This is a genomic window from Microbacterium sp. H1-D42, from assembly GCF_022637555.1.
In the GTDB taxonomy this organism is placed as follows: Bacteria; Actinomycetota; Actinomycetes; order Actinomycetales; family Microbacteriaceae; genus Microbacterium.
Genome location: NZ_CP093342.1, coordinates 1,243,114 through 1,267,568, shown reverse-complemented (window position 1 = coordinate 1,267,568; position 24,455 = coordinate 1,243,114). Strand labels below are relative to the sequence as shown.

General features: G+C 68.7%; 25 protein-coding genes and 1 tRNA gene. 8 read left to right on the top strand and 18 right to left on the bottom strand.

Annotation, left to right across the window (positions count from 1 at the left end):
- Positions 1–4 precede the first annotated feature (4 nt).
- Entirely contained in the window at positions 5–964 is a 960-nt protein-coding gene (locus MNR00_RS05995) for a methylenetetrahydrofolate reductase (RefSeq protein WP_241928250.1), read from the bottom strand.
- A gap of 130 nt (positions 965–1,094) precedes the next feature.
- Between MNR00_RS05995 and MNR00_RS05990 the strand changes: the two genes are divergently transcribed.
- Positions 1,095–2,963: a prolyl oligopeptidase family serine peptidase gene (locus MNR00_RS05990; RefSeq protein ID WP_241928249.1), complete on the top strand. Its 1,869-nt coding sequence runs from the start codon at positions 1,095–1,097 to the stop codon at positions 2,961–2,963.
- A gap of 44 nt (positions 2,964–3,007) precedes the next feature.
- Entirely contained in the window at positions 3,008–4,540 is a 1,533-nt protein-coding gene (locus MNR00_RS05985; RefSeq protein ID WP_241928248.1) for a fatty acyl-CoA synthetase, read from the top strand.
- 11 nt (positions 4,541–4,551) lie between these two features.
- Here MNR00_RS05985 and smpB read toward each other — a convergent pair whose 3' ends face one another.
- The 3 genes from smpB to ftsE are packed head-to-tail and all read right to left on the bottom strand — an operon-like array spanning position 4,552 to position 7,071.
- Positions 4,552–5,028 carry an SsrA-binding protein SmpB gene (gene smpB / locus MNR00_RS05980; protein WP_241928247.1) on the bottom strand — a complete coding sequence of 159 codons (477 nt, stop codon included), beginning with the start codon at positions 5,026–5,028 and terminating at the stop codon, positions 4,552–4,554.
- Positions 5,029–5,080: 52 nt separating this feature from the next.
- Positions 5,081–5,995 carry a permease-like cell division protein FtsX gene (gene ftsX / locus MNR00_RS05975; RefSeq protein ID WP_241928246.1) on the bottom strand — a complete coding sequence of 305 codons (915 nt, stop codon included), beginning with the start codon at positions 5,993–5,995 and terminating at the stop codon, positions 5,081–5,083.
- Positions 5,992–7,071 carry a cell division ATP-binding protein FtsE gene (gene ftsE / locus MNR00_RS05970; protein WP_241928245.1) on the bottom strand — a complete coding sequence of 360 codons (1,080 nt, stop codon included), beginning with the start codon at positions 7,069–7,071 and terminating at the stop codon, positions 5,992–5,994. Before ftsE ends, ftsX begins: the two co-directional genes overlap by 4 nt.
- A 179-nt stretch (positions 7,072–7,250) precedes the next feature.
- Here ftsE and MNR00_RS05965 point away from each other — a divergent pair, with 179 nt between their 5' ends.
- Positions 7,251–8,228 carry a DUF2510 domain-containing protein gene (locus MNR00_RS05965; protein WP_241928244.1) on the top strand — a complete coding sequence of 326 codons (978 nt, stop codon included), beginning with the start codon at positions 7,251–7,253 and terminating at the stop codon, positions 8,226–8,228.
- A gap of 72 nt (positions 8,229–8,300) precedes the next feature.
- Here MNR00_RS05965 and prfB read toward each other — a convergent pair whose 3' ends face one another.
- The gene (gene prfB, locus MNR00_RS05960; protein WP_241928243.1) at positions 8,301–9,410 is read right to left on the bottom strand and encodes a peptide chain release factor 2; all 1,110 of its coding nucleotides are present in this window, start codon (positions 9,408–9,410) and stop codon (positions 8,301–8,303) included.
- 83 nt (positions 9,411–9,493) lie between these two features.
- Here prfB and MNR00_RS05955 point away from each other — a divergent pair, with 83 nt between their 5' ends.
- Positions 9,494–10,717, top strand: a complete 1,224-nt coding sequence (locus tag MNR00_RS05955) for an MFS transporter (RefSeq protein ID WP_241928771.1) — start codon at positions 9,494–9,496, stop codon at positions 10,715–10,717.
- A 2-nt stretch (positions 10,718–10,719) separates the two neighbouring features.
- On the opposite strand, the gene MNR00_RS05950 is transcribed toward MNR00_RS05955, so the two are convergent.
- The 7 genes from MNR00_RS05950 to MNR00_RS05920 are packed head-to-tail and all read right to left on the bottom strand — an operon-like array spanning position 10,720 to position 15,162.
- Positions 10,720–11,166: a pilus assembly protein TadG-related protein gene (locus tag MNR00_RS05950; protein WP_241928242.1), complete on the bottom strand. Its 447-nt coding sequence runs from the start codon at positions 11,164–11,166 to the stop codon at positions 10,720–10,722.
- Positions 11,163–11,609: a TadE family protein gene (locus tag MNR00_RS05945; RefSeq protein WP_241928241.1), complete on the bottom strand. Its 447-nt coding sequence runs from the start codon at positions 11,607–11,609 to the stop codon at positions 11,163–11,165. The genes MNR00_RS05950 and MNR00_RS05945 overlap by 4 nt, the downstream gene beginning before the upstream one ends.
- Entirely contained in the window at positions 11,599–12,006 is a 408-nt protein-coding gene (locus MNR00_RS05940) for a TadE/TadG family type IV pilus assembly protein (RefSeq protein WP_241928240.1), read from the bottom strand. Before MNR00_RS05940 ends, MNR00_RS05945 begins: the two co-directional genes overlap by 11 nt.
- A 4-nt stretch (positions 12,007–12,010) precedes the next feature.
- On the bottom strand, positions 12,011–12,196 hold the full coding sequence (locus tag MNR00_RS05935; RefSeq protein ID WP_241928239.1) for a hypothetical protein: 186 nt from the start codon (positions 12,194–12,196) through the stop codon (positions 12,011–12,013).
- Positions 12,197–12,230: 34 nt separating this feature from the next.
- Positions 12,231–13,169, bottom strand: a complete 939-nt coding sequence (locus MNR00_RS05930) for a type II secretion system F family protein (protein ID WP_241928238.1) — start codon at positions 13,167–13,169, stop codon at positions 12,231–12,233.
- A complete protein-coding gene (locus MNR00_RS05925) occupies positions 13,166–14,023 on the bottom strand; it encodes a type II secretion system F family protein (protein WP_241928237.1) in 858 nt (285 codons plus the stop codon). Before MNR00_RS05925 ends, MNR00_RS05930 begins: the two co-directional genes overlap by 4 nt.
- On the bottom strand, positions 14,020–15,162 hold the full coding sequence (locus tag MNR00_RS05920) for an ATPase, T2SS/T4P/T4SS family (protein WP_241928236.1): 1,143 nt from the start codon (positions 15,160–15,162) through the stop codon (positions 14,020–14,022). The genes MNR00_RS05925 and MNR00_RS05920 overlap by 4 nt, the downstream gene beginning before the upstream one ends.
- A gap of 125 nt (positions 15,163–15,287) precedes the next feature.
- On the opposite strand from MNR00_RS05920, the gene MNR00_RS05915 reads away from it, so the two are divergent.
- A tRNA-Leu gene (locus MNR00_RS05915) sits at positions 15,288–15,369 on the top strand.
- A 117-nt stretch (positions 15,370–15,486) separates the two neighbouring features.
- A complete protein-coding gene (locus MNR00_RS05910; RefSeq protein ID WP_241928235.1) occupies positions 15,487–16,206 on the top strand; it encodes a VTT domain-containing protein in 720 nt (239 codons plus the stop codon).
- A gap of 42 nt (positions 16,207–16,248) precedes the next feature.
- Here the strand turns inward: MNR00_RS05910 and MNR00_RS05905 are convergent, their stop codons facing one another.
- On the bottom strand, positions 16,249–17,079 hold the full coding sequence (locus MNR00_RS05905; protein ID WP_241928234.1) for a Ku protein: 831 nt from the start codon (positions 17,077–17,079) through the stop codon (positions 16,249–16,251).
- Positions 17,080–17,157: 78 nt separating this feature from the next.
- Here MNR00_RS05905 and MNR00_RS05900 point away from each other — a divergent pair, with 78 nt between their 5' ends.
- Positions 17,158–19,692 (top strand): ATP-dependent DNA ligase, encoded by a 2,535-nt coding sequence (locus MNR00_RS05900; RefSeq protein WP_241928233.1) that lies wholly within the window; start codon positions 17,158–17,160, stop codon positions 19,690–19,692.
- Here MNR00_RS05900 and MNR00_RS05895 read toward each other — a convergent pair.
- Both MNR00_RS05895 and MNR00_RS05890 read right to left on the bottom strand, forming a co-directional pair.
- Positions 19,629–20,378: a hypothetical protein gene (locus tag MNR00_RS05895; protein WP_241928232.1), complete on the bottom strand. Its 750-nt coding sequence runs from the start codon at positions 20,376–20,378 to the stop codon at positions 19,629–19,631. The genes MNR00_RS05900 and MNR00_RS05895 overlap by 64 nt on opposite strands.
- 17 nt (positions 20,379–20,395) lie before the next feature.
- Positions 20,396–21,316 (bottom strand): cation diffusion facilitator family transporter, encoded by a 921-nt coding sequence (locus MNR00_RS05890; protein WP_241928231.1) that lies wholly within the window; start codon positions 21,314–21,316, stop codon positions 20,396–20,398.
- Positions 21,317–21,518: 202 nt separating this feature from the next.
- Here MNR00_RS05890 and MNR00_RS05885 point away from each other — a divergent pair, with 202 nt between their 5' ends.
- Positions 21,519–22,223: a DedA family protein gene (locus MNR00_RS05885; protein WP_241928230.1), complete on the top strand. Its 705-nt coding sequence runs from the start codon at positions 21,519–21,521 to the stop codon at positions 22,221–22,223.
- Between the two features lie 15 nt (positions 22,224–22,238).
- Here the strand turns inward: MNR00_RS05885 and rdgB are convergent, their stop codons facing one another.
- Genes rdgB through murI form a run of 3 tightly spaced genes read right to left on the bottom strand, consistent with a single transcriptional unit; the run spans position 22,239 to position 24,437 of the window.
- Positions 22,239–22,832: an RdgB/HAM1 family non-canonical purine NTP pyrophosphatase gene (gene rdgB / locus MNR00_RS05880; protein WP_241928229.1), complete on the bottom strand. Its 594-nt coding sequence runs from the start codon at positions 22,830–22,832 to the stop codon at positions 22,239–22,241.
- Positions 22,829–23,581, bottom strand: a complete 753-nt coding sequence (gene rph, locus MNR00_RS05875; RefSeq protein ID WP_241928228.1) for a ribonuclease PH — start codon at positions 23,579–23,581, stop codon at positions 22,829–22,831. Before rph ends, rdgB begins: the two co-directional genes overlap by 4 nt.
- A 19-nt stretch (positions 23,582–23,600) precedes the next feature.
- On the bottom strand, positions 23,601–24,437 hold the full coding sequence (gene murI / locus MNR00_RS05870; RefSeq protein ID WP_241928227.1) for a glutamate racemase: 837 nt from the start codon (positions 24,435–24,437) through the stop codon (positions 23,601–23,603).
- Positions 24,438–24,455 lie beyond the last annotated feature (18 nt).

The following is a 24,455-nucleotide window of genomic DNA, read 5'->3' as shown; positions in this document are numbered from 1 at the left end:
TTCCTTACTTCGTTGTTGCGGAGAGCTGTGGGGTTGCGGAGCGCTGATCCTCGGGGATCACACCCGACGAGCGGAGGACGTCCAGCACGGTCTCGTGCTGGTTGAAGGCGTAGAGGTGCACGCCGGGCGCACCGCCGTCGACGACGGCGCGGACGAGATCGGATGCCCAGCGGATGCCGATCTGACGGCGCCCCTCGGCGGTCGGCTCGATCTCGAGCGCGATCGCGAGCTCGCTCGGCAGCTCCTCGCCGGTGAGCTCGAGCACACGGGTGAGGCGGGTGGGCGAGGTGATCGGCATGATGCCGGGAAGGATCGGGATCGTGACGCCGGCGCGGCGGGCGCGCTCGACGAACGCCAGGTAGTGGTCGGGGTGGAAGAACAGCTGCGTGATCGCGAGCGTGGCGCCGGCGGCCTGCTTGGCAAGGAGCGCGTCGACGTGCTGGCTGCTGTAGGCGGAGCGCGGATGCCCGTTGGGAAACGCTGCGACGGCGATGTCGACCTTGCAGCGCGGTGCGACCCGAATGGCTCCGGGGTTGCCGGGAACGGGGGACTCCTCATATGGGGCGCGTTCCGCCTGCACCCGGTCGATGAGCTGCACGAGCTGCGCTGAGCTCTCCAGGTCGCCGAGGAACGGCTCGCCGTCCTGGTGGCCGGCGGGCGGGTCGCCCCGCAGAGCGAGGAAGCTGCGCACCCCGGCATCCAGGAACTCGCGGATCAGCCGCGCGGCACCCGCGTAGGTGTTGCCCACACAGGTGAGATGCGCGAGCGGCTCAGTGTCGGTGTGAGCGCGGATGTAGCGCAGCACATCGAGCGAGCGACCGCCGGTCGAGCCTCCGGCACCGTAGGTGACCGAGAGGAAGTCGGGGCCGGCAGCAGCCAGCTGATCGATCGTCTCGTGCAGCGCCTTGGCACTCGCATCGGTGCGCGGCGGGTAGAGCTCGAAGGAGAACGGGACGCGACTCATGGCATTCTCCTCACGGTGTCGGTGCCCCCGATCGGTCGGAGAGCGTTTACAGAACGCTAGGTGAGCCGAGCACAGCGACGCATACTGTGTGACGCCGTGTGACAGGGCGCGGCTGGCTAGGCTCGATGCCATGACGTCATCGTTCGGCTCGTGGTCCTCTCCGTTCACCGCCGCGCAGATCGCGCAGGCCTCGCCGCGCATCGAAGGCGCGCTCTTCGTCGGCGACGAGATCTGGTGGGGCGAGTCAGTGCCATCCGAGGGCGGCCGCATCGCTGTGCGCAGCTCGACGGGCGAAGTCATCCTGCCGGCGCCGTGGAACGCACGCTCGCGCGTGCATGAGTACGGCGGCGGATCGTGGACAGCAGATGCCGACGGCACGCTGTTCTTCGTCGACAAGGACGACCAGCGCGTGTATCGGATGCCCCGTGGCGGCGCTCCCGATCCGCTGACCGCCCAGGGTGCGGCGTTCGGTGGGCTGCGCCTGCAGCACGGGCGGCTGCTGGCGGTGCGCGAGGATCTGCGCCCCGCGCAGCATCTGAGGGCGATCGTGGAGATCCCTCTCGACGGCTCTGCCGCCGCCGACGACGACAGCGCCGTCCGGGTCTTCATCTCGACGAGCGGCTTCGTCGCGCACCCCGCCCTCTCCCCCGATGGCACGCGCATCGCGTGGGTGCAGTGGAGCGGCATCAAGATGCCATGGGAGCAGGCCCTGCTGCACATCGCCCCCGTGGACGGCGATGAGATCGCGTCGATCTCGACGCACGCTGCACTGCAGCCGGAATGGGCCGGCGAAGACGAGCTGCTGTACCTCGACGACCCGTCCGGACGGTGGAACCTGCACCGTGTGCGCGTCGCAGACGGGCGAAACCCGCTTTCCCCGCAGCCGGTGGCACCTGCGGACGCCGACACGGGAGGCGGGCTGTGGGTGCTCGGCAATCGCTGGTACCAGCCGCTGCATGACGGACGCATCGTCGCAGTGCGCACGAACGGCGACGACGAGATCGTCCTCATCGGCGCGGAGGGCCAGGTCGAGCTGCTGACGCTGCCGATCACGGCCGGCACCAGCATCGACGATGCCCACGGATCGCGCGTGCTGATCTCGGGCGCCGGTGCGACGGTGGGGTCGGGTCTGTGGTGCATCGACGTCGACCACGGCGCTGTCACCACGGTGACCGGCGGCGACGAGGCCAAGGCCGCGTGGGTGCCGCGCGCACGACCGGTCACCTTCGACGGGCCGCACGGTCCGGTGCACGCTTTCGACTACCCGCCGACGACCCCCGACGCGACAGGCCCCGAGGGCGCGCTGCCGCCGTACATCGTCATGGTGCACGGTGGACCGACCTCGCACGTCTCGGGCGCAGCATCCACCGCCTACGCGTACTGGACCAGCCGCGGCATCGGCGTGCTCGACGTGAACTACGGCGGCTCGACCGGCTACGGTCGCGCGTACCGCGAGCGGCTGGACGGCGCGTGGGGCGTCGTCGACGTCGACGACGTCATCGCCGCCGCCAGGGGCATGGCGGATGCCGGTCTCGCCGACCCCGCGCGGATCGCGATCCGCGGCGGGTCGGCGGGCGGATGGACGGTGCTGTGCGCGCTCGTCCGCGGCGGCACGTTCGGCGCTGGCATCTCGCGGTACGGCGTCGCCGATCTTCGGATGCTGGCTGCCGACACGCACGATTTCGAGGCCCACTACCTCAACGGACTCGTAGGGCCCCTCCCCGAGGCGGAGGCGGTCTACATCGAGCGCTCCCCTCTGACACACGTCGATCGGATCGATGTGCCGGTGCTGCTGGAACAGGGCAGCGAGGACCGCGTCGTGCCGCCGGCGCAGTCCGAGGTGATCCGGGATGCTCTGGCCGCTCGAGGTGTGCCGCACGAGTACGTGCTGTTCGAGGGAGAGGGACACGGCTTCCGCGCGGCGGAGACGATCATCGCGTCGCTGGAGACCGAGCTGCGATTCCTCGGTCGGGTCTTCGGCTTCGAACCGCAGCTGTAGTCGCCCGCGTGCGGGCAGGGCCCTGGACGACTAGCGTGATGGTCATGACGACGATGTCCACTCCGCAGCCCTGGCGAACCAACACAGTGGACGGGATGCTCCGGCGCAGCGCCGCGCGAACACCGGCCGCGATCGCCTTGCGCTTCGAGGAGCGGGAGTGGACGTATCGGGACCTCGACGATGCCGTCACCCGGGGAGCCGCCGAGCTGCGAGGGTGGGGAATCGCGGCCGGTGGACGTGTGGTCACCTACGGCACGAACTCCGATGCGTACGTCATCGCTTTCCTCGCGATCGCCCGCGCAGGGCTCGTGCACGTGCCGGTGAACTATGCGCTGCACGGCGCGGAACTCGCGTATCTCATCGAGCAGTCCGGAGCCACAGCTGCCCTGGTCGATCCGCAGCTGCGCGCGCACTTCGACGCGGTGCGCGCCGACACGCACGTGGAGACCGTCATGGCGCTGCGCGACGAGGACGACGCCTTCCTGGCCCGCAGCAGCGTCGGCGACGTGGTGGAGCTGCCGGCGGACGTGGACGGCGACGCCCTGGTGCAGCTGCTGTACACCTCGGGGACGACCTCTCAGCCGAAGGGCGCCATGCTCACGCACGCGGCCCTCGTGGCGGAGTACGCGGCGGTGATCGTGGCGTTGGACCAGAAGCTCGCCGACGCGCCGCTGATCTGCATGCCGCTGTACCACTCGGCGGCGATGCACGTCTTCATGCTCCCCTATCTCGCGATCGGCGCGACCATCCGCCTCCTTCCCGCTCCCGACATCGCGCGGATCCTGCGCACCGTCACCGAGGAGCGGATCGGGTCGCTGTTCCTGGCGCCGACCGTGTGGGTGCCGCTCGCGAGTCACCCTGATCTGGACGCCGCAGATCTGTCATCGCTCGTGAAGGCGCAGTACGGCGCGTCGATCATGCCGGTGACCGTGTTGAATCGGTTGCGCGAGCGCTACCCGGCCCTCGGCTTCTACAACTGCTTCGGCCAGTCCGAGATCGGTCCGCTGGCCACGGTGCTGCGTCCGGAGGATCACGAGGATCGACCCGCTTCGGCTGGGCGCCCGATCCTGTTCGTGGAGACCCGCGTGGTCGATGAGCACGGACACGATGTGCCCGACGGCGAGCCCGGCGAGGTGCTGTACCGCTCGCCGCAATTGGCCCAGGGGTACTGGAACAAGCCCGAGGAGACCGCCGAGGCGTTCCGCGACGGATGGTTCCACTCGGGCGATCTCGTCATCCGCGATGCAGAGGGCTACCTGACTGTCGTCGACCGCATCAAGGACGCGATCAACACGGGCGGCATCATGGTGGCGTCCCGCGAGGTGGAGGATGCGATCTACACGCACCCCGCAGTCGCTGAGGCCGCCGTGATCGGCGTGCCAGATGACCGGTGGATCGAGGCGATTGTGGCGTGCGTCGTGCTCAAGCCGGATGAGTCCGTCACAGAAGGCGAACTGCTCGTGCACGTGAGCGGCCGGCTCGCGTCGTTCAAGGTGCCGAAGGCGGTGCGGTTCATCGACGCGCTGCCGCGCAATCAGAGCGGCAAGATCCTCAAGCGGGAACTGCGCGACGGCTGAGTTACTGCCGGCTACTCGCCCATCCGGTTGCGGGTGCGCATCGCGCGATCGGCTTCGCGCTTGTCCTGCCGCTCGCGCAGCGTCTGGCGCTTGTCGAACTCGCGCTTGCCCTTGGCCAGCGCGATCTCGACCTTCGCCCGACCGTCCGAGAAGTACAGCTTCAGCGGGACCAGCGTGTAGCCGCCAGCCGAGACGGCGTGCTCGAGCTTGAGGATCTCCTCGCGGTGCAGCAGCAGCTTGCGGATCCGCTTGGCGGAGTGGTTCGTCCAGTGCCCCTGCGAGTACTCCGGGATGTGCACGGCGTCGAGGAACGCCTCTCCGCCCTTGATGAAGGCATAGCCGTCGCTCAGGTTCGCGCGACCCTGGCGCAGCGACTTGACCTCGGTGCCGGTGAGCACCAGGCCCGCCTCATAGGACTTCTCGAGGTTGTAGTCGTGACGCGCGCGACGGTTGGTCGCGACGACCTTCTCACCGCGTTCCCTGGGCATGTTCTTCTCCTGACGACAGACAGCCCATAACTCTACAGGTTCCCGTCGGCGACTACGTACGCAGCCAGCGGCGGATCGCGAACCCAGCAGACAGGGCGGCGAGCACGACGCCGATGCCGATCAGCACGGGGACCACGAAGACAGCATCCGACATCCCGACCAGCGGGCGCATGAACGGCACTCGCTCGGCGAGATATCCCTCCACCCCGAAATGCACGCCGACGAGCACGGCCGCGCTGGCGAAGACCGACCCGAGGAACGCCGCGAACACACCCTCGAGAACGAACGGCATCTGAATCGAGCGGTTCGAGGCGCCGACCAGGCGCATGATCGCGATCTCCTTGCGGCGTGCGTACGCCGACAGGCGGATCGTGGTGCCGATCAGCAGCACCGCAGCGATGAGCATGAGCGCCGCGACGCCGACCGCGATGTAGGTCGCAACCGTCAGGGCAGAGAAGAGCGGATCGAGCAGCTTGCGCTGATCCTGCACCTCGTCGACGCCGGCGACACCCGAGAACGCCTCGCTGATGACCTCGGACTGCTGCGGGTTCTTCAGCGTGACACGGAAGACCTCGCCCATGTTCTCGACGCCGAACGCGTTCGCCTGCTCTTCGCCGAAGCGCTCGATCCAGAGCTTGAAGGTGGCTTCCTTGTTCTCGAACGCCACCTTGCTGATCAGTGGCGACAGTGCGTCGCCGGCCAGGTCGTTCTTGATCTTCTCCACCTGATCCTCGGTGGCCGCGCCGTCCACGCAGTTCGCCGAAGTAGACAGCGGCGAGCACATGTAGACGGTGACCTCGGCCTGCTCGCCCCAGTACGCGCGCATGGTGCTGATCTGGGTCTGCATCAGGATCGCTGCGCCCACGAAGGTCAGCGAGACGAAGGTGACGAGCACCACGGAGATGACCATGGAGATGTTGCGACGCAGCCCCGCGAGGGCCTCGCCGACGATGAGTCCGAATCTCATGATGTCGGCCCCACTTCCTCATCGTCATCATCCGAGAGGCCGAGGCGGTCGGCCATGCCGAGCTCGGCGACGTCGACCTCGGGGATGATGATCGGGTTCGTGCGCGGGCCGAGGGTGGAGGGTCGCTCCTCGGGCGGCGTCGGAACGTCGGCCGGTGCGGGGATCTCAGACGACTCGGGTGGGTCTGGTGGACGGACCTCGGTCGCCGGGGCGGCGTCCGCGGGTGGTGCGGTCTTCTCGGCCGGGGCCGGTGCCGGAGCGGATGCTGCGGGAGCGGACGCGGTGGGCGAGGCGCCGGTCAGGCTCTCGCGCTGCACCTCCTGCACGGCCGTCAGGGCTGCCGCGGCTGCCGCGCCCGGCACTGCCTCGGGCAGGAGCCGGGGGATGCTGGACGTGTCGCCGTATCCGCCGCCCGCCTCGTCTCGCACCATCTCACCGTTCTGCAGTTCGATCACGCGGCGCTGCATCTGATCGACGAATCCTGCCTCATGGGTGGCCATCACGATGGTCGTGCCACTGGCGTTGATGCGGGTCAGCAGCTGCATGATGCCGACCGAGGTCGCAGGATCGAGGTTTCCGGTGGGCTCATCGGCCAGCAGCACCTTGGGGCGGTTCACGATCGCGCGCGCGATCGCGACGCGCTGCTGCTCACCGCCGGAGAGCTCGTGGGGCATCCGCTTCGCCTTGCCGTCGAGACCCACCAGCGCGAGTGCCTCGGGCACAGCCTGCTGGATGAACCCGCGCGACGAGCCGATCACCTGCAGCGAAAAGGCCACGTTCTGGGCGACCGTCTTCGACGGCAGCAGCCGGAAGTCCTGGAACACCGACCCGATCTGACGCCGGAAGTACGGCACTTTGCGATTGGCGAGCGAGCGCAGGTCTCGACCGAGCACGGCGACGCGGCCGGTGGTCGGCACATCTTCGCGGAGGATCAGTCGCAGGCAGGTGGACTTGCCGGAGCCGGAGGCCCCGACGAGGAACACGAACTCCCCCGAATCGACGTTGAAGTCGACATCGGACAGCGCGGGGCGTTTGGTGCCTCGATAGCGTTTGGTGACGTTTTCGAACCGGATCATGGCCATTCGAGCCTAGGCGCGCGGAGCGAATCGCAGCCGAGCGACACTCCCCCGTGGCATCCGTCAGTGCTTCCCCCACGCCAGAGCACCATGACTGGTATACACGTAGGGGCGCATATCGACGCCATGAGGGGAATTCGCGGCCCCGGCCGCGGAGCAACAGACTTGAGGAGGGCGCCATGAGCACGCCTGCAGGATGGTACGACGACGGATCCGGACGTCAGCGCTGGTGGGACGGCGAGCAGTGGACCGAGCACTTCGCCCCCGAGTCGGGACAGCAGCAGCCCACGACGCCGGATGCTGACGCCGGCGCCTTCGACCCGGATGCGACCGTGCTCCGTGAGGACATCCAGGCCGCGCCCGCACAGGCCGACGCACCGACAGCGGACGAGAACCCGACTCCGGCGTACCCGCCGTCGGACTACACCGCGCCCGGCTACGCGCCGCCGGCCGCCCCTGGATACGCCGATCTGAACGCGACGGCCGCCTATCCGGGTGCCTACCAGGCCCCGGGTGCGCCCGCTGTCGGAGAGGCGCCGTACGGCACGCCGTACCTTGAGCCGGCGCCCACCGGCCCGAAGAAGACGCCGGTGCTCGGCTTCGTCGGCTTCGGTCTGGCGATCCTCGGAACGATCCTCGCGTGCATTCCGGTCACGTTCATCTTCGGCGCCGTCGTGCTGTTCGCGGCGTTCGTCGTCTCGCTCATCGCGATCTTCCAGAAGAACACGAAGAAGTGGCCCTCGATCACCGGCCTGATCCTCTCGATCATCGGCGGCATCGTCGGCACGATCATCTTCACCGTCGCGGTGCTGTTCGCCGTGGGCTCCGCCGTCAGCGAGCTGCCCTCCAGCGCACCGTCAACGGAGAGCTCCGAGGGCGCCACCCCGGATGACTCAGCGGCGCCCTCCGGCGAGGGCCGCCCGACGGCCGATGAGGTCCTCGTGGGCCTCGACGAGATCATGAGCGTGACCGGCCAGGACGGCACTCTGACGGACGACCAGCTGACCTGCTACGCGCAGTACTTCGTCGACTCCGACATCTCCGACGACACGCTGAGCGTGATCGCGGCCGGCGACGAAGCGCTGACCGACGCAGACGCCCTGTCGGCATTCTCGGAGAAGCTCATCGAAGGTGCGACCACCTGCGCAACCCCGTGATGACACCATGATGCACTGAGGGCCCGGAAGCTTCGCTTCCGGGCCCTCAGTCTGTTTCAAGGCGGGTGAGGCTCAGTCCTCTTCCTTGCGCTTGCGCCAACGGATGCCCGCCGAGATGAAGTCATCGAGGTCGCCATCGAACACGTTGGCGGGGTTGCCGGACTCGTGGCCGGTGCGCAGGTCCTTGACCAGCTGCTGCCCGTAGAGGAAGTACGAGCGCATCTGGTCGCCCCAGCTCGCGGTGATGTTGCCTGCGAGCTCCTTCTTCTTCGCCGCTTCCTCTTCCTTCTGAAGCAGCAGAAGTCGGGTCTGCAGCACGCGCATGGCGGCGGCACGGTTCTGGATCTGCGACTTCTCGTTCTGCATCGAGACGACGATGCCGGTCGGAAGGTGCGTCAGGCGCACAGCGGAGTCGGTGGTGTTCACCGACTGGCCACCCGGGCCCGACGAGCGGAACACATCGACGCGGATGTCGTTCTCTGGGATCTCGACCTCGGTGGCCTCCTCCATGAGAGGAATGACCTCGACCGCGGCGAACGAGGTCTGCCGCTTGTCCGCCGACCCGAAGGGGCTGATGCGCGCGAGGCGGTGCGTGCCGGCCTCGACCGACAGGGTGCCGAACGCGTACGGCGCCGTGACCTCGAAGGTGGCGGACTTGATGCCGGCGCCCTCGGCATAGGAGGTGTCCATCACCTTCACCGGGTAGCCGTGCTTCTCGGCCCAGCGCAGGTACATGCGCATCAGCATCTCGGCGAAGTCGGTGGCGTCGTCGCCGCCGGCACCGGAGCGGATGGTGATGATGGCGTTGCGCTCGTCGTACTCGCCGTCCATCAGCGTCTGGACCTCGAGCTGGTTGATCGTGCCGGTGAGGGCGGCGAGCTCGCGGCGGGCCTCGTCTGCGGAGTCCTCATCCTGCATCTCATTGGCGAGCTCGACGAGCACGTCGAGGTCGTCGAGGCGCTGCTCGAGCTCGGTGACGCGCTTCAGGTCGGCCTGCTTGTGGCTGAGCGCGCTGGTCACCTTCTGCGCCTGCTCGGGGTCGTCCCACAGATCAGGGGCCCCGGCCTCTTCACTGAGTCGCACGATGTCTTCGCGCAGGGCGGTGACATCGACGACCTCGCGGATGTCGCTGAAGGTCTGTCGCAGGGCCTGGATATCGGCGGAGAGATCGAGTTCGAACATGTCGGTTCAGCCTATCGCGCGGGGCGCGCTAGCGTGAACGTGTGAGCGACAGCGCGGCGAGTGTACTGAAGCGGTTCGGGCCGATGGTCTATGCGCCGACCGTGCTTTTCGCGCTCGGTGAGGGCGCGGTGATCCCGCTGATCCCGGTGATCGCGACCAATCTCGGCGCCGATGTCTCGATGGCGGCCCTCGTGACATCCGCTCTCGTCATCGGTCAGCTCTTCGGCAACATCCCTGCGGGCGCCCTGGTCGCGAAGATCGGTGAGCGCTTCACGATGGTGGCCGCCGGCACCGCCTCGCTGGTCGCCGGCGTCGGGATGCTGCTGGCCCCGACCCTGGCGCTGTTCGCCGTGGCGGTGTTCCTGCTCGGTTTCTGCGCCGCCGCCTTCGGCCTGGCCAGGCACGCGTTCATGACGACCCGCGTGCCCCCGCGCTTTCGCGCCAGGGCGCTGTCGCTGCTGGGCGGCAGCTTCCGCTTCGGCGTGTTCGTGGGGCCGTTCCTGGCGGCGGGTCTCATCCAACTGACCGGCACCGAGATGTCGAGCATCTGGGTGCTGCTCGCATGTGCCGCCGTGATCGTGCCCATGGTGCTGTTCGGCCCTGACCCCGAGAAGAGCAACCCTGTCCTGCTGAAGCCGACCGGCGCGGCGGTGGCCGAGGACTCCGGCGAGGTGGTCACCGGATCGATCCCCACGCTCGATCAGCGCGGCGTGTTCCGCACGATGTGGGCGTACCGGGCCGTGTTGATGCGGCTGGGCATCTCGGCGTCGGCGCTGTCGGCGGTGCGGTCGGCCCGCCAGGTGATCCTGCCACTGTGGGGCGTGTCGCTGGGGCTGGATGCCACCACGATCGCCCTGGTCGTCGGTGTGACCGGTGCGATCGACTTCGCGCTGTTCTACGCGAGCGGCCAGGTGATGGACCGCTTCGGCCGCATCTGGGCGGCGATGCCGTCGATGCTGATGATGGGTGCGGGCTTCATCGCGCTCTCCTTCACGCACGAACTCGATCAGGCGGCGATGTGGTTCGCGCTGATGGCCGCGGTGCTCGGTGTCGCGAACGGACTCTCCAGCGGCATCCTGCTGACATTCGGCGCAGATCTCGCCCCCGAGCGCGAGCCGGCGGCATTCCTCGGTTCGTGGCGGACGCTGACGGATGCCGGCGGCGCCGCCGCACCGCTGATCGTGGCCGGTGTCACCGCTGCCGTGTCGCTGCCGCTGGCCACAGGAGTGATGGGCGTCGTCGCGCTGCTGGGAGCGGCTGGTTTCGTCCGCTGGACGCCGCGCTTCCTGCCGAAGCGCCCCGGTTGAGCTCACCGCAGCGCCGTGCGGCTGGTCGCTGTTGCCTCGAGAGGGACCCCGTCGGGCACGAACGGGGTCAGGAACGGCGGATGCCAGGCTGCGGCGACCGTGACCCTGGCGGATACGCCGTCCGGCGTGCCCGCTGACACCAGTCGCGCGCCCTGCGCGAGCGCCGACACCACAGCATCCGCCTGATCCCGCACGCCCTCGTCGGTCAGCTCAGCCCGCACATCCTCGCGGTCGACCTCGAGCACGAACCCGTCGGATCCAGCGAGAGCTGCGGCATCGGCCAGCGAGTCGAGGCGCTTCTGCGCGATGTACAGGTCGGTGGCGCAGACGCACGTGAACACGACCGCTATCGCCAGCAGCATGTATCCGAGGATCAGCGGCAGGATGCTGCCGTCGTCGTCCGCGGCGAGCGCGCGCACCCGCGCTCTGAGACCTGTCGGGCGGCTCATCCGCTTCCCCACAGGCGAGACACCTTCTGCGCGGATTGGGCTTCGACGGGGATCGCGGCGACCTGATCGAGCCCGAACAACGGCGGCATGAACGGCAGTGAGACGCTGGTGCGCACGGTGACGACCACGGTGGCGCCCGCCTCAGGACAGTGCGCGCCGGCGGGGCGGCAGGTGATGCCGACCTCGACGGCATCCGCGTCCATGCCGTACTCGCGGATCACGCTGGCGAGCACCGCGTCTCCCGAGGCGCTGGCGCTGTCAGCATCCGGTGCCTGCCCGATCACCCGCGCGGTGTGGCGCGCAGCGGCCTCGGCGCCGAGAGTCTGCTCCTGCACCGCACCAAGCGTGAGCACGAGGTAGACGAGGGGGACCAGCAGCAGCACCCCGGCGACGATGAACTCGAGTGCCGCCGAGCCCGTCTCGTCTGACAGCTCACTCCTCACCGAACGACTCCACCGGCGCACGCGCCTCCACCTCCAATCCATACGGGATGCCGATCAGGCCGAGCACCGGCAGCGTCGTGCGCACGCGCACCACGACGCTCGGATGCCCGAGACTGCCGTCCTCGCCGATCGCGACGTCCTCGGCATAGGACGGCCCGACGGCGCGACTGATCACCGCCTGCGTCCGCGCAGCGCCCTCGTCGGGCGTCGTGTCGGCCAGAGCCGCGTAGTGGGCGCCCTCCACAGCCGCATCGTGCACGACGTTGCGCACGTAGACCGCGAACGCGACCTGCAGCACAGCCAGCGTGAGCGCAGTCAGCAGCGCTCCGACGAGCACGAACTCGACGGGGCTGGAACCTCGCTCATCGGCGAGTGCTGACCGGACGCGCACTGGCATCGGGTCACATGCCGGATACTCGCGACATCGCCTGCTCGAACAGATCGACCAGGGCCGGGCCCGCGACAGCCCAGATCACGACGACGAGCGCGGCTGTCATCAGCGTCACCAAGACCCATCCGGGAACATCGCCCCGCTCGTCCTCGGCCAGTTCCCGTCCGGCGGTGAGCCACTTCCTGATCGTCGACATGTCTGCTCCTTTTCGATGTACGGCACGTGCGCGCTCAGCCGAGACCGAGCCGCAGGATGAAGAGTCCGGGGTAGATGGCGAAGAGTACTGACAAGGACAAAATGAGAAAGACCAGCGGAAGAAGCATGAGAATCTCCTTCTGACCGGCCTGTTCGATGAGCACGCGTTTGGCTTCTTCCCTGGCATCCGACGCCTGGGAATGCAGCACGGCCGCCAGCGGTGCGCCGTGCTCGAGCGCCGCGACGATCTGGTCGACGGCGCGCGTCAGCCCCGGAAGCTGAAGACGCGTCGCCGTCTCGGCGAGCGCGTCGGCCAGCGGCGATCCGGTGTGTACGGCGAGTACGGTCTGCTTCAGCTCTGCGGTCAGTTCGCCGGTGCCGATCTCCGACACCCGGCGCAGGGCATCCAGCAGCGACTCCCCCGCCGACAGGCACAGCGCCAGGAACTCCAGCGTGGTCGGCAGCTCGTCGGCGAGGCGAGCTCGGCGCGCCTTCGCTCTCGCGGTGAGCTGCATGTCGTATCCGACGGCGGCACCGGCCGCGGTGAGCACTGGCAGCAGCACGGCGGGCGGGGTCATGCGGCCGGCGACGGCGATCACGACGACCACCAGCGCGCCACCGACCAGCCCGGCGATCCCCCACGCCAGTTGTCGCCCCCGGAACGCCGCGGGGGTCTGCGCGCTGCCCGCCTGCGCGAGGCGCAGTCGCAGGGCATCGCCGCCGCCCAGCATCCGCTCGAACCACGCCTTCGCTCCCACCCACATCCGCCTGCTGCGCACGGGCATGGCACCGACCGAGGGGAGGATGCCCGCCGGCAGCAGCTCGTCCGGCACGACGTCTCGCACGTACGGCGCGATGCGCCTCTCCAGCGACGGCGCACCCCAGCGCGGCACTGCGGACAGGATGCCGAGCAGCCCGAGCGCGAATGCGCCTCCGAGCAGGACGGCCAATGCGATCTCGGTGATCCCCGTCATCCGAACCACCGCTCGGGTTCAGGAAGCCTGCCGATGCGCAGCATGATCCGGTACGCGAGCACCGAGACCGCCGCGCCGATCACGATCACCAGCACGCCTGTCGGAGTCGCATACGCCTCGCGTCCCTCCGGGCGCATGGCGAGAAGTGCGAGGATCACCCAGGGTGCGACGGAGCCGAGCACCGCGGCGCCGCGGATCCAGGACTGCCTCGCCTCGACCTCGCCGCGCAGCGCCGCGTCAGCGCGCACCGAGGCTGAGAGCGCCCGCAGCACTCCGGTCAGCTCCGTTCCGCCCACCTGGCGCGCCATGCGCACCGTCTCGATGATGCGATCGGCGATCGGGTCAGCCAGGGTCTCTTTCAGGCGATCGAGGCTCGTCTCGAAGCGGCCGGTTGCCCGCAGATCCCGGGCGAACACCGCGAACGCGGGACGCACGGCCGGCGGCGCTGACTCCGCAAGGCTCGCTACCGCATCCGGCAGAGACAGACCGACGCGGATCGCCGCGACCAGCAGGTCGCACACATCAGGCCACATCTGACGACGTGCCTTGCGCAGCCTCAGGCGGCGTCCTCGCAGATAGAAGATGGGTGCCGAGGCTGCGGCGAGCGCGGCGAGCAGGGCGAGCACCGGCAACGTGGTGATCAGCCACGCCAGTGACGCAGCGACAGCGGCGACCGCGATCATCACCATCACCAGGGTGCGCGTGGAGGTGCGCGCGTGTCCGGACTCGTCGAGCAGGCGGCGCAGCCGACCGTGGCGCACGGGCTTCGCGACCCTGGCACGCGCCGGCCACAGCCACGGCGACGCGCACAGCAGCAGCCCCGCACCGAGCAGCGCGCCGATGAGCAGGGTCATGCGCTCTCCTCCAGCCGGTACATCGACCGACTGAGTATCCGACCGTCTGCCACCTCGCCGGTCGGCGCGATGATCTCGGTCACCCGCCGCGCGCCGTCCGCCTCGCGACGGCAGTGCACGACGTAGGAGATGGAGGATGCCAGTGCCGGGGCGATGAAGCCGCGGTCGATGTTGCGCCCGGCCAGCAACGGCAGCAGCGCGAGCTTCTCCAGTGCCTCTGCGGCCGAGTTCGCGTGCACGGTGCCGGCCCCTGGCACTCCCGTGTTCAACGCGAGCACCAGATCGAGCGCCTCGGCGTCGCGCACCTCGCCGACGACGATCCGGTCGGGGCGCATCCGCAGCGCCTCCTTCACCAGGCGCCGCAGCGTGATCTCGCCGGCGCCCTCCAGGCTCGCCTGCCTGCCCTGCAGCGCCACCACGTCCGGCCCATCCACCGCGAGCTCGAACGTCTCCTCGACGGTGATGATGCGCTGCTGCGCGGCGACCGAGCCCAGCAGCGCTCCGAGCAGCGTCGTCTTGCCCGCGTGCGTTGCCCCCGAGATGATGATGCTGCGCCCGTCGAGCACGGCACGGTGCAGCATCTCGGCGATCCGCTCCGGCATCGCCCCTTGCTCTACGAGCGAGTCGAGGGTGCGGTGCTGAGGCAGGAACTTGCGGATGTTCACGGCCCACGATCCGCGCACGACATCGGCGATGGCGACGTGCAGACGCGATCCGTCCGGCAGCGAGGCGTCGACGAACGGCTGGCTGATGTCGACCCGCCGTCCGGTGGACTGCAGCATCCGCTCCACAAGGTCGCGCACGGTGGCGTCGGTCAGCGCCAGATCGATGCGCTCCGTCGTGCCGCCGCGCGCCACGAACACGCGGTCGGGGCCGTTCAGCCAGATCTCCTCGATCGTGTCGTCGTCGAGAAGCGGCTGCAGCACGCCGAACCCCGAGACGGATGCCAGCACGTCGCGCACCAGCGCCGCCTCGTCGTCGACCATGACCTCGCCGCGCTGCAGTGCCTGGTCGTTGTGACGCCTGACCTCGGTCTGCGCGATACGCCGCGCCTTCTCGGGCTGCGACGACGGATCGGTGTGCTCCAGGCGCAGACGGCGCCGCACCCTCTCGGCGACGACAAGAGACGGATGACTCACCCGGGCATCCTGACAGAATCAGGAATTCCGTCGCAGAAGTTATCCACAGCCAGGCATTCCGCCTCGTCGATTGACAGCAGATCAACGGAAATCGAAAGGTTCGCGAACAGTAGACTTGTTCACGCGCGGGAGTGGTGGAATTGGTAGACACGCAGGATTTAGGTTCCTGTGCCTTCGTGTGTGTGGGTTCGAGTCCCACCTTCCGCACGGGTGGCCCAGTGAGGCCCACCGGGCTGTGACGAGTCCGGACAGACCCACAAGCACATACCGCCGACAGTGAACGACGGGATTCCTCCTTTGCTCCACTCCATTCTTCAGGCACCGATGAGCATCCTGCCGGATTGGCTCGACCCGGCCGTCATCATTGACGCCGCGGGCCCCTGGGCACTGCTCGTGGTGTGCTTCATCGTGTTCGCCGAGACGGGCCTGCTCATCGGCTTCCTGCTGCCCGGCGACACCCTGCTGATCATCTCAGGGCTGCTGACGCACACCAACGACATCTTCCACCTGAACATCTGGGCGGTGTCGCTGCTGATCGCACTGGCGGCGTTCGTCGGCGGCGAGGTCGGCTATCTGATCGGCCACAAGGGCGGACCAGCGGTGTTCGAGCGCAAGGAATCCGGCCTGTTCAGCCGCAAGAACGTCGAGCGCACGAACGCGTTCTTCGAGCGCTTCGGCGGCATCACGATCATCGTCGCCCGCTTCGTGCCGATCGTGCGCACCTTCGCCCCTGTTGCGGCCGGCGTCGGACACATGCCCTGGAAGCGCTACTCGCTGTACAACCTCCTCGGCGCGCTGCTGTGGGGCTTCGGCCTCACGATGTTCGGCTACCTGATCGCGTACATCCCCTGGGTGTCCGATTTCGTGGTCGAGTACATCGACCTCATCCTGCTGGCAGCGGTCGCCGGCACGCTGATCGTGACGGCCTGGCACTACTTCGCCGAGCGGCGCAAGGTGAAGAAGGAAGCTGCGGCCGCCGCGGCAGCGCCGGCGCCCGAGAGCCCGTGCCCCACCTCCCCGACCGCTACGGAGTCGGCTTCCTGAGCCGATTCGCCGTCGCGCGCTGAGTCCGAGGGCGGATGCTGGTTATCCGGCGTCCTTCTTGCGTGCGGCCTCTTCTTCCTTGCGCTGCGACTTCGTGCGCTCGACGCTGGCGCGCAGCGCCTCCATGAGGTCGATCACCTCGCCGCCCTTGCTCTCGGCGCCCTCGTCCGCGAAGGTCTCCGACACGTCGAAGCCCTCACCGGCCTCGATCTTGGCGTCGATGAGCGTGCGCAGCTCCTTCTGGTACTCGTCGACGAATGATTCCGGCTCGAAGTCGCTGGAGTAGCTCTCCACCAGGGCAGCCGACAGCGCCATCTCCTTGTCGCTGATCGTGACGTCCTCGTCCAGCGCCGGGAAGGCTGCCTCGCGCACCTCGTCCGCCCACAGCAGCGTCTGCAGTACGAGCACGTCGCCGCGCACCCGCAGAGCCGCGAGCCGAGTCTTCTGCCGCAGCGTGAATCGCACGATCGCGGTGCGGTCGGTGCTCTCGAGCGTCTTGCGCAGCAGCACGTACGCCTTCGGCGACTTCGAATCCGGCTCCAGATAGTACGGCCGGTCGAGCGTGAGCAGATCGACCTGATCGCTCGGCACGAACTCGACGACGTCGATCTCGCGACTCTTCTCCGCCGGGAGGGCCGCGATGTCCTCCTTGGTGAGCACGATCGTCTGCCCGTCATCCACGTATGCGCGATCGATGTTCGCGTACGCGACCGTCTCGCCGCACACCTCGCACGTGCGCTGGTAGCGGATGCGCCCGCCGTCCTCATCGTGCACCTGATGCAGCGGCACGTCGTGGTCCTCGATCGCCGAGTACACCTTCACAGGCACGTTCACGAGCCCGAAGGTCAAGGCGCCCTTCCAGATGCTTCTCATGCCACCAGTGAACACCAGATGCGGCATCGGGCATAGAGCCTCGCGCCCGCGCGTCTGCATGCCGGTTACCCTGACGTCATGGCGTCTCCAGGCGAGGCAGGGCAGAGCGGGCAGACAGTGCTCGTCGATGGCCGTCGCCTTCGGGTCACCAACCTCGACAAAGTCGTCTACCCGGAGACGGGCACGACCAAGGGCGAGCTCATCGCCTACGCCTCGCAGATCGCCCCCGTCATGCTGCCGCATCTGCGTGGGCGGCCGGTGACGCGCAAGCGCTGGGTGGAGGGCGTGGGAACGGCGGATGCCCCGCAGCCGAGCTTCTTCGCGAAGCAGCTCGAACCCGGCGCCCCGGAGTGGGTGCGGCGGATGCCGATCGAGCACTCCGACGGACCAAAGGAGTACCCGCTCGCCGACGATGTCGCCACTCTCGCCTGGTTCGCCCAGGTCGCCGCCCTGGAACTGCACGTGCCGCAGTGGCGGTTCACGCACTCCGGCGGGCGGGGCCGGCCGGATCGGCTCGTGCTCGACCTCGACCCAGGTCCCGGCGTCGATCTCGCGCAGTGTGCGGAGGTGGCGCGCATCGCGCGTGGCATCCTCTCTGGCATGGGACTGGAGCTGCTGCCGGTGACGAGCGGCAGCAAGGGCATCCACCTGTATGCCCGGCTCCCCACCGCCGAGGACGGCACCGGCCTGCAGTCCAGCGACGACGTGTCGGCGGTGGCGAAAGAGCTCGCCAGACTCATCGAGGCCGACCATCCCGATCTCGCCACCCACGTGATGGCGAAGTCCGCTCGCGGCGGCAAGGTGTTCATCGACTGGAGTCAGAACAGCGCTTCGAAGACGACGATCGCGCCCTACTCGCTGCGGGGCCGCGCGCGGCCGTGGGTGGCGGCTCCGCGCACGTGGGAGGAACTCGCCGACCCGCAGCTGCGCCAGCTCGAGTTCCACGAAGTGCTCGAGAGGGTGGATGCCGGGATCGACCCCCTCGCGCCGCTGGCGTCACCGGCGCCGGCCGCTGCGCTGTCGTCGTACCTGGCCAAGCGCGACGCCGCCAAGACGCCGGAGCCCATGCCGCAGACGGCATCCGCATCGACGCCGGGTGTCACCCGCTTCGTCGTGCAGGAGCACCACGCCGGCCGCCTGCACTACGACCTGCGCATCGAACGCGATGGCGTGCTGATCAGCTGGGCGGTGCCGAAGGGCATCCCAGAGCAGACCACCGGCAACCATCTGGCCGTGATGACCGAACCGCACCCGCTGGAATACCTCACCTTCGAGGGCGAGATCCCCCGTGGCGAGTACGGCGCCGGCTCCATGACTGTGTGGGACACCGGCACCGTGGAACTGTCGAAGTGGCGCGACGACGAGGTCATAGGCACCTTCACGGGGCAGCCCGGTGGGCGCCTCGGTTCGACGCGACTGGCGCTGATCCGCACCGAGGGCGACGGCGAGAAGTCGCAGTGGCTGCTGCACCGGATGAAGGATGCTCGTCCTGCGCCCGCCCAGGCCGCGCCCACACGCCCCTCGCCCACCCGGGCCGCGCGCACCGGGCCGGAGGCGACCTCACCGCCGAGCGGCGCAATGACACCCGCAGCCGTGATCGCCCCGATGCTCTCCTCCCCCGGCACACCGGGTCTCGCCAGGGCGCTCAGCACGCCCGCGTGGGCCGAGATCAAGTGGGACGGCATCCGCGCGATCGGCACGTGGCAGTTCGGCGATGGGCAGGTCGGCACTGGGCAGGTGGGCAATGGGCGGCCGGCACGTGGCGGTGGCCGCTTCACCCTCCGCGCACGCAGCGGCACCGACATCACCGCCCGCTACCCGGAGCTCACCGCCGACGGGAAGCCGGGGTTCCCGGCATCCGATGCCGTCGTCGACGGCGAGATCGTCGCCTTCGACGCGCAGGGCCGTCCGAGCTTCAGCCGTCTGCAGGATCGTATGCACCTCACCAAGGCGCGCGAGATCGAACGAGAGGTGGTGCGGACGCCCATCGTGTTCCTGCTGTTCGATCTGCTGCGCCTGGACGGGCACGACCTCACCGGCCTCCCACTGCGTCAGCGCCGCGAGCTGCTCGAGCAGCTGGCATCCGATCTCGATGCACCCGTGCAGGTGCCACCGGTCTTCGACGACCTCGATACGGCGCTCGCGCTGAGCCGCGAATACGGCCTGGAGGGCGTCGTCGCGAAGGATCCGGCCTCTGCCTACCAGCCCGGCATCCGCTCGGGGTCGTGGCTGAAGCTGAAGAACACTCGCATGCAGGAGGTGGTGATCGTCGGCATCCGGCCAGGGCAGGGCAACCGCACCGGCGTCATCGGCTCACTGCTGCTCGCCGTGCCGGGCGACGACGGCGCGCTGCGGTACGTGGGGCGGGTCGGCACCGGCTTCACCGATCGGATGCTGCGCGACCTCGATCGACTGCTGCAGCCGCTGCGGGTGGACGCCCCGCCGCTGCACGGTGTTCCGGCCGCCGACAGCAGCGACGCACTCTGGGTGCGTGCCGAGGTCGTCGGCGAGGTCGAGTTCGCGAACTGGTCGCCTGGCGGGATCCTGCGTCACGCCCGCTGGCGCGGTCTGCGCTCGGACAAGTCCGTCGAGGATGTCGTGATCGACGTCTGATCCTCTTCTGCGGCGGAGAGCACGAGCGCGAAGATGAGTGCCACGGCGGGCGTGAGCGCGAGGATCTCACCGCCGTCCTCGAGCAGGGTGAAGACGATGTCGCCTGCCGAGCCCAGCGAGAACAAGCTGTGCACGGTGTCGACGCCGACGGCGAAGAACCCGAGCAGCACGAAGAACACCGCGATGCTGAGCGCGTCGCGACGGTCATCCGGCTGCGTGCGGCGGAACGCGAGCAGGAACGCGATGCCGATGCCGGCGGCCAGCGCGCCCAGCCAGGCGAGTTCGCCGATCTGCACCGACAGGATGCCGAGACCGGCGAGCCCGGGAACGGCGTCCAGGATGACGGGATTGAGCGCCCACCCGATGCGCTCGTGCAGGATGAGCGCATCTTCCAGCAGCACCACCAGGCTCACGACGCCGATCACGGCGAAGATCGCCGCCCCGCGTCGACGAGCCAGCACGAATCCGAGCACGGCGACCCAGCCGAACTTGATGTAGAGCAGGAACTCGCCGTACGAGCGGTCGACGCCGAGATCGAAGTGCATGCCGCCTGGCACCCCGAAGAGCGTGTACGTCAGGTGCAGGACGAGCACCATGACATCCACGAGCAGCAGCAGCACCAGCAGCAGCACGCCGGCGTCTGATCGCAGCGGCCGCAGATCGAGCCGTCGCGCGTTTTCAGCCATCCTCCGAGCCTACGGCGTCAGGCGTGGGTGTCCTCGCACTCGTCCTGCCCCGCGGGCTCGAGCTGGAACGTGGAGTGCTCCACGTCGAAGTGGTCGGCCAGGCACGACTGCAGCTCCTGCAGCAGCTCGGTCGATCGCCCCTGCGCGAACACCGTCGGGTCGACGGCCACGTGCGCGGTGAAGACCGGGGCGCCGCGCGTGAGCTGCCACACGTGCACGTCATGCACGTCGACGACGCCTTCATACATCTTCAGGTGGGTGCGGATGTCGCTGACCGCCATGCCCTTGGGCGCCGATTCGGCAAGCACCGAGAACACTTCGCGCAGCAGCGAGATGGCCCGAGGCAGGATCATCACCGCGATCAGCAGCGAGGCGATGGCATCCGCCGGCATCCACCCCGTCGCCACGATCACGATCGCCGCGACGATCACCAGCACGGACCCGATCAGGTCGCCCATCACCTCGAGGTAGGCACCGCGCACGTTGATGCTGGTCTTCTGCGCGGCACTCAGCAGCCACATCGAGACGCCGTTGGCGACCATGCCGATCACCGCGACGACCAGCATGAGGGGGCCTTGGACCTCGACCTCTCCCGGTGTGATCAGGCGCTGGATGCCCTGCACCGCGACGACCACCATCAGCACGACCAGGATGATGGCGTTGATCAGCGCGCCGAACACCTCGGCGCGCTGATAGCCGAAGGTGCGTCGGTCATCGGCGGGCCGTGCGGCGACGGCGCTGGCGATCAGGGCGATGACGAGCGCCGACGAGTCGGTGAACATGTGCGCGGCGTCAGCGAGCAGCGCGAGCGATCCCGACAGGATGGCGCCGATCACCTGGACGATCATGCTCGTGACGGTGATGCCGAGCGAGATCGCCAGCAGGCGCCGGTTTCCGGCGCCGCGGATGCCGCCAGGGGCAGGAGCGTGATCGTGCATGCTTCCAGGCTAGGCCGGAACAGAGCGTCGGATGCCCGGTTCGCGCCTGTCGGGAACGGTAACGATTCTCATCAGCATCCGACCGGCTTCCCCCCCCTCCTCCTGGCTTGCGCGTCCGGGGCATCCTCAGGTCATGCCCTTGCCGGCATGGCACGATTGAGGGGACGCGCACCTGCGTCGCGATTCAGGAGGAACGACGCAGATGATCCCGAGTGCGCTCGCGATGACCAGCGCCGACACGGCGCAGTACGAGGGCTTCATCGGCTGGGTGCTCTCGCTCATGCAGACGCTCGGTGAGATCGGCGTCGGCGTCGCCGTGCTGCTCGAGACCTTCATCCCGCCGATCCCGTCCGAGGCGATCCTGCCCGGTGCCGGATTCCTCGCGTACGAGGGCCGGATGAACTTCTGGTGGGCGTGGTTCGCCGCGACCGCCGGCGCGCTGATCGGCGCCTGGATCTGGTACGCCCTGGGTGCGGCACTCGGCCGCGACCGCACGCGTCGGCTGGTCGGCGCCATCCCGCTGATGGAGACCGAGGACTTCGACAAGGCAGAGACGTTCTTCCAGCGCTGGGGCGGCGTCGCGGTGCTCGTGGGACGCTGCGTGCCGCTGGTGCGCTCGTTCATCTCGATCCCGGCAGGCATCGAGCGCATGCCGCTTTGGAAGTTCACCGGCTACACGCTGCTCGGATCCGGCATCTGGAACGGCATCTGGATCGGACTCGGCTACGCCTTCGGCCCGGCGATCGCCCCCGTGCTCGAGCAGTGGAGCGGCGTGCTGTCCAAGGCCGTGCTCGCCGTCATCGCGCTGCTGATCCTGTGGTTCGTCATCGCCCGCCTGCTGCGGCTGCGCCGCCAGAGGCAGGCAGCGGCCGCAGCGGGCGGCGACTCCGTGGATCCGCAGGGCTAGGACGCGCCTGCAGGGCTAGAGCGTCTCCAGCAGCGGCACCAGCGCCGTGAACGCCCGCGCACGGTGCGACTGGGACTGCTTTTCCGCCGCCGAGAAACCGCCGACAGTGCGCTCGGATGCTGGATCCTGGCCATCCGGGATGAAGATCGGGTCGTAGCCGAAGCCGCCCTCCCCCGACGCCTCGCGTGCCAGGCGCCCTGGCCAGATGCCCTGCACCACGTGCTCGGCGCCGTCTGCGGTGACCAGAGCGATCGTGGAGTGGAACTGCGCCGCGCGGTGCGGGTCGGCGATGTCGTGCAGCTGATCGAGCAGCAGCTCGAGGTTGGCGACAGCATCCTTGCGCTGCCCGGCCCAGTACGCCGAGAAGACCCCTGGCGAGCCGCCGAGCACGTCGACGCAGATGCCGGAGTCGTCCGCCACTGCGGGCAGACCGGTGTGCGCAGCCGCGGCCCGCGCCTTGATCAGGGCGTTCTCGGCGAAAGTCACGCCGTCTTCGACCGGTTCGGGGCCGTCGTATCCGACGACTTCGAGATCGGGACGGGTCGCCGCGACGATCTGCTGGAACTCGACGACCTTGTGCGGGTTGTGGGTCGCGAGGACGACTTTCATCCCTGCGGCTCGGAATCTGCGGCAAGAGCGGCGAGCTGGTGGTCCTTCAGCGTCGCGCAGCCGCTCAGTCCCAGTTCCGTCAGGGCGTCCAGCTCGCGCTTGTCGAAGGGGGCGCCCTCGGCAGTGCCCTGCACCTCGACGAAGAGTCCGCGGCCGGTGACGACGATGTTCATGTCGGTCTCGGCGCGCACGTCCTCGACGTATGCGAGATCGAGCATGGGCTCGCCGTCGATGATGCCGACCGAGACGGCGGCGACGGTGTCGAGCAGCGGGGTGGCGTTCTTGCCGATGAACTTCTTCTCGCGACCCCATTCGATCGCGTCGGCGAGGGCGACGTACGCGCCGGTGATCGCCGCGGTCCGCGTGCCGCCGTCTGCCTGCAGCACGTCGCAGTCGATGACGATGGTGTTCTCACCCAGTGCCTTGGTGTCGACGACGGCGCGCAGCGCGCGTCCGATCAGGCGCGAGATCTCGTGCGTGCGTCCGCCGATCCTGCCCTTGACGCTCTCGCGGTCGTTGCGCGAGTTCGTGGCGCGGGGCAGCATCGCGTATTCGGCGGTGACCCACCCCTTGCCCTTGCCGGTCAGCCAGCGCGGCACGCCGTTGGTGAACGACGCGGTGCACAGCACCTTGGTGCCGCCGAAGCTGATCAGCGCCGAGCCCTCGGCGTGTGCGGACCAGCCGCGTTCGATGTTGATCTCGCGAAGCTGATCGGTGCTGCGGCCGTCGGCGCGGACGATGTCGGTCATGGTGTCCTCTCGAAGGGGGTCAAGACGGGGCGTGTGAAAGGTCGGGCAGATCGATGACACCGGTCTGCACGAGCTGCACGTCGCGCACCTCGCGGCCCATCAGCCGGTTCGCCAGTGCGGTGAAATCATCGGCCGAGGCGCCGGTGGCCTCGTACTTGTAGGTCGCGATGGCGCCCGGCGGGGCGAGCAGATCGCCGCGCACGAGCTGGCGGTAGACATCGGCGGCTGTCTCGTCGTCACTGGAGACCAGCGCGACGCCGTCGCCCATCACGTAGCTGATCGCGCCCCGAAGGAACGGGTAGTGCGTGCATCCGAGCACGAGCGTGTCGACATCGGCCTGCCGGAGAGGTGCGAGGTAGTCCTCGGCGATCGCGAGCACTTCTGGTGTGCCGGTGATGCCTGCTTCGACGAACTCGACGAACCGAGGGCACGCGGCGGTGAAGACCTGCAGCCGCTCGTTGACCTCGAGCATGTCCTGGTAGGCGCGTGAGCCGATCGTGCCGACCGTGCCGATCACTCCGACGCGTCCGTTGCGCGTGGTCGAGACGGCGCGGCGCACGGCGGGCCCGATGACTTCCACGACGGGAACGTCGTAGCGCTCCCGTGCGTCGCGGAGCACGGCGGCGGATGCTGTGTTGCAGGCGATCACGAGCATCTTCACGCCCTGGTCGACAAGAGTGTCGAGAACCTCGAGGCTGTACCGGCGCACATCGGCGATGGGCTTGGGCCCGTAGGGCGAGTGAGCGGTGTCGCCGATGTAGACGAGCGATTCCTGCGGCAGCTGAGCGCGGATCGCTCTGGCGACCGTCAGCCCGCCGACTCCCGAGTCGAAGATCCCGATGGGCGCGTCGTTCATGATCATCAAGCCTACCCA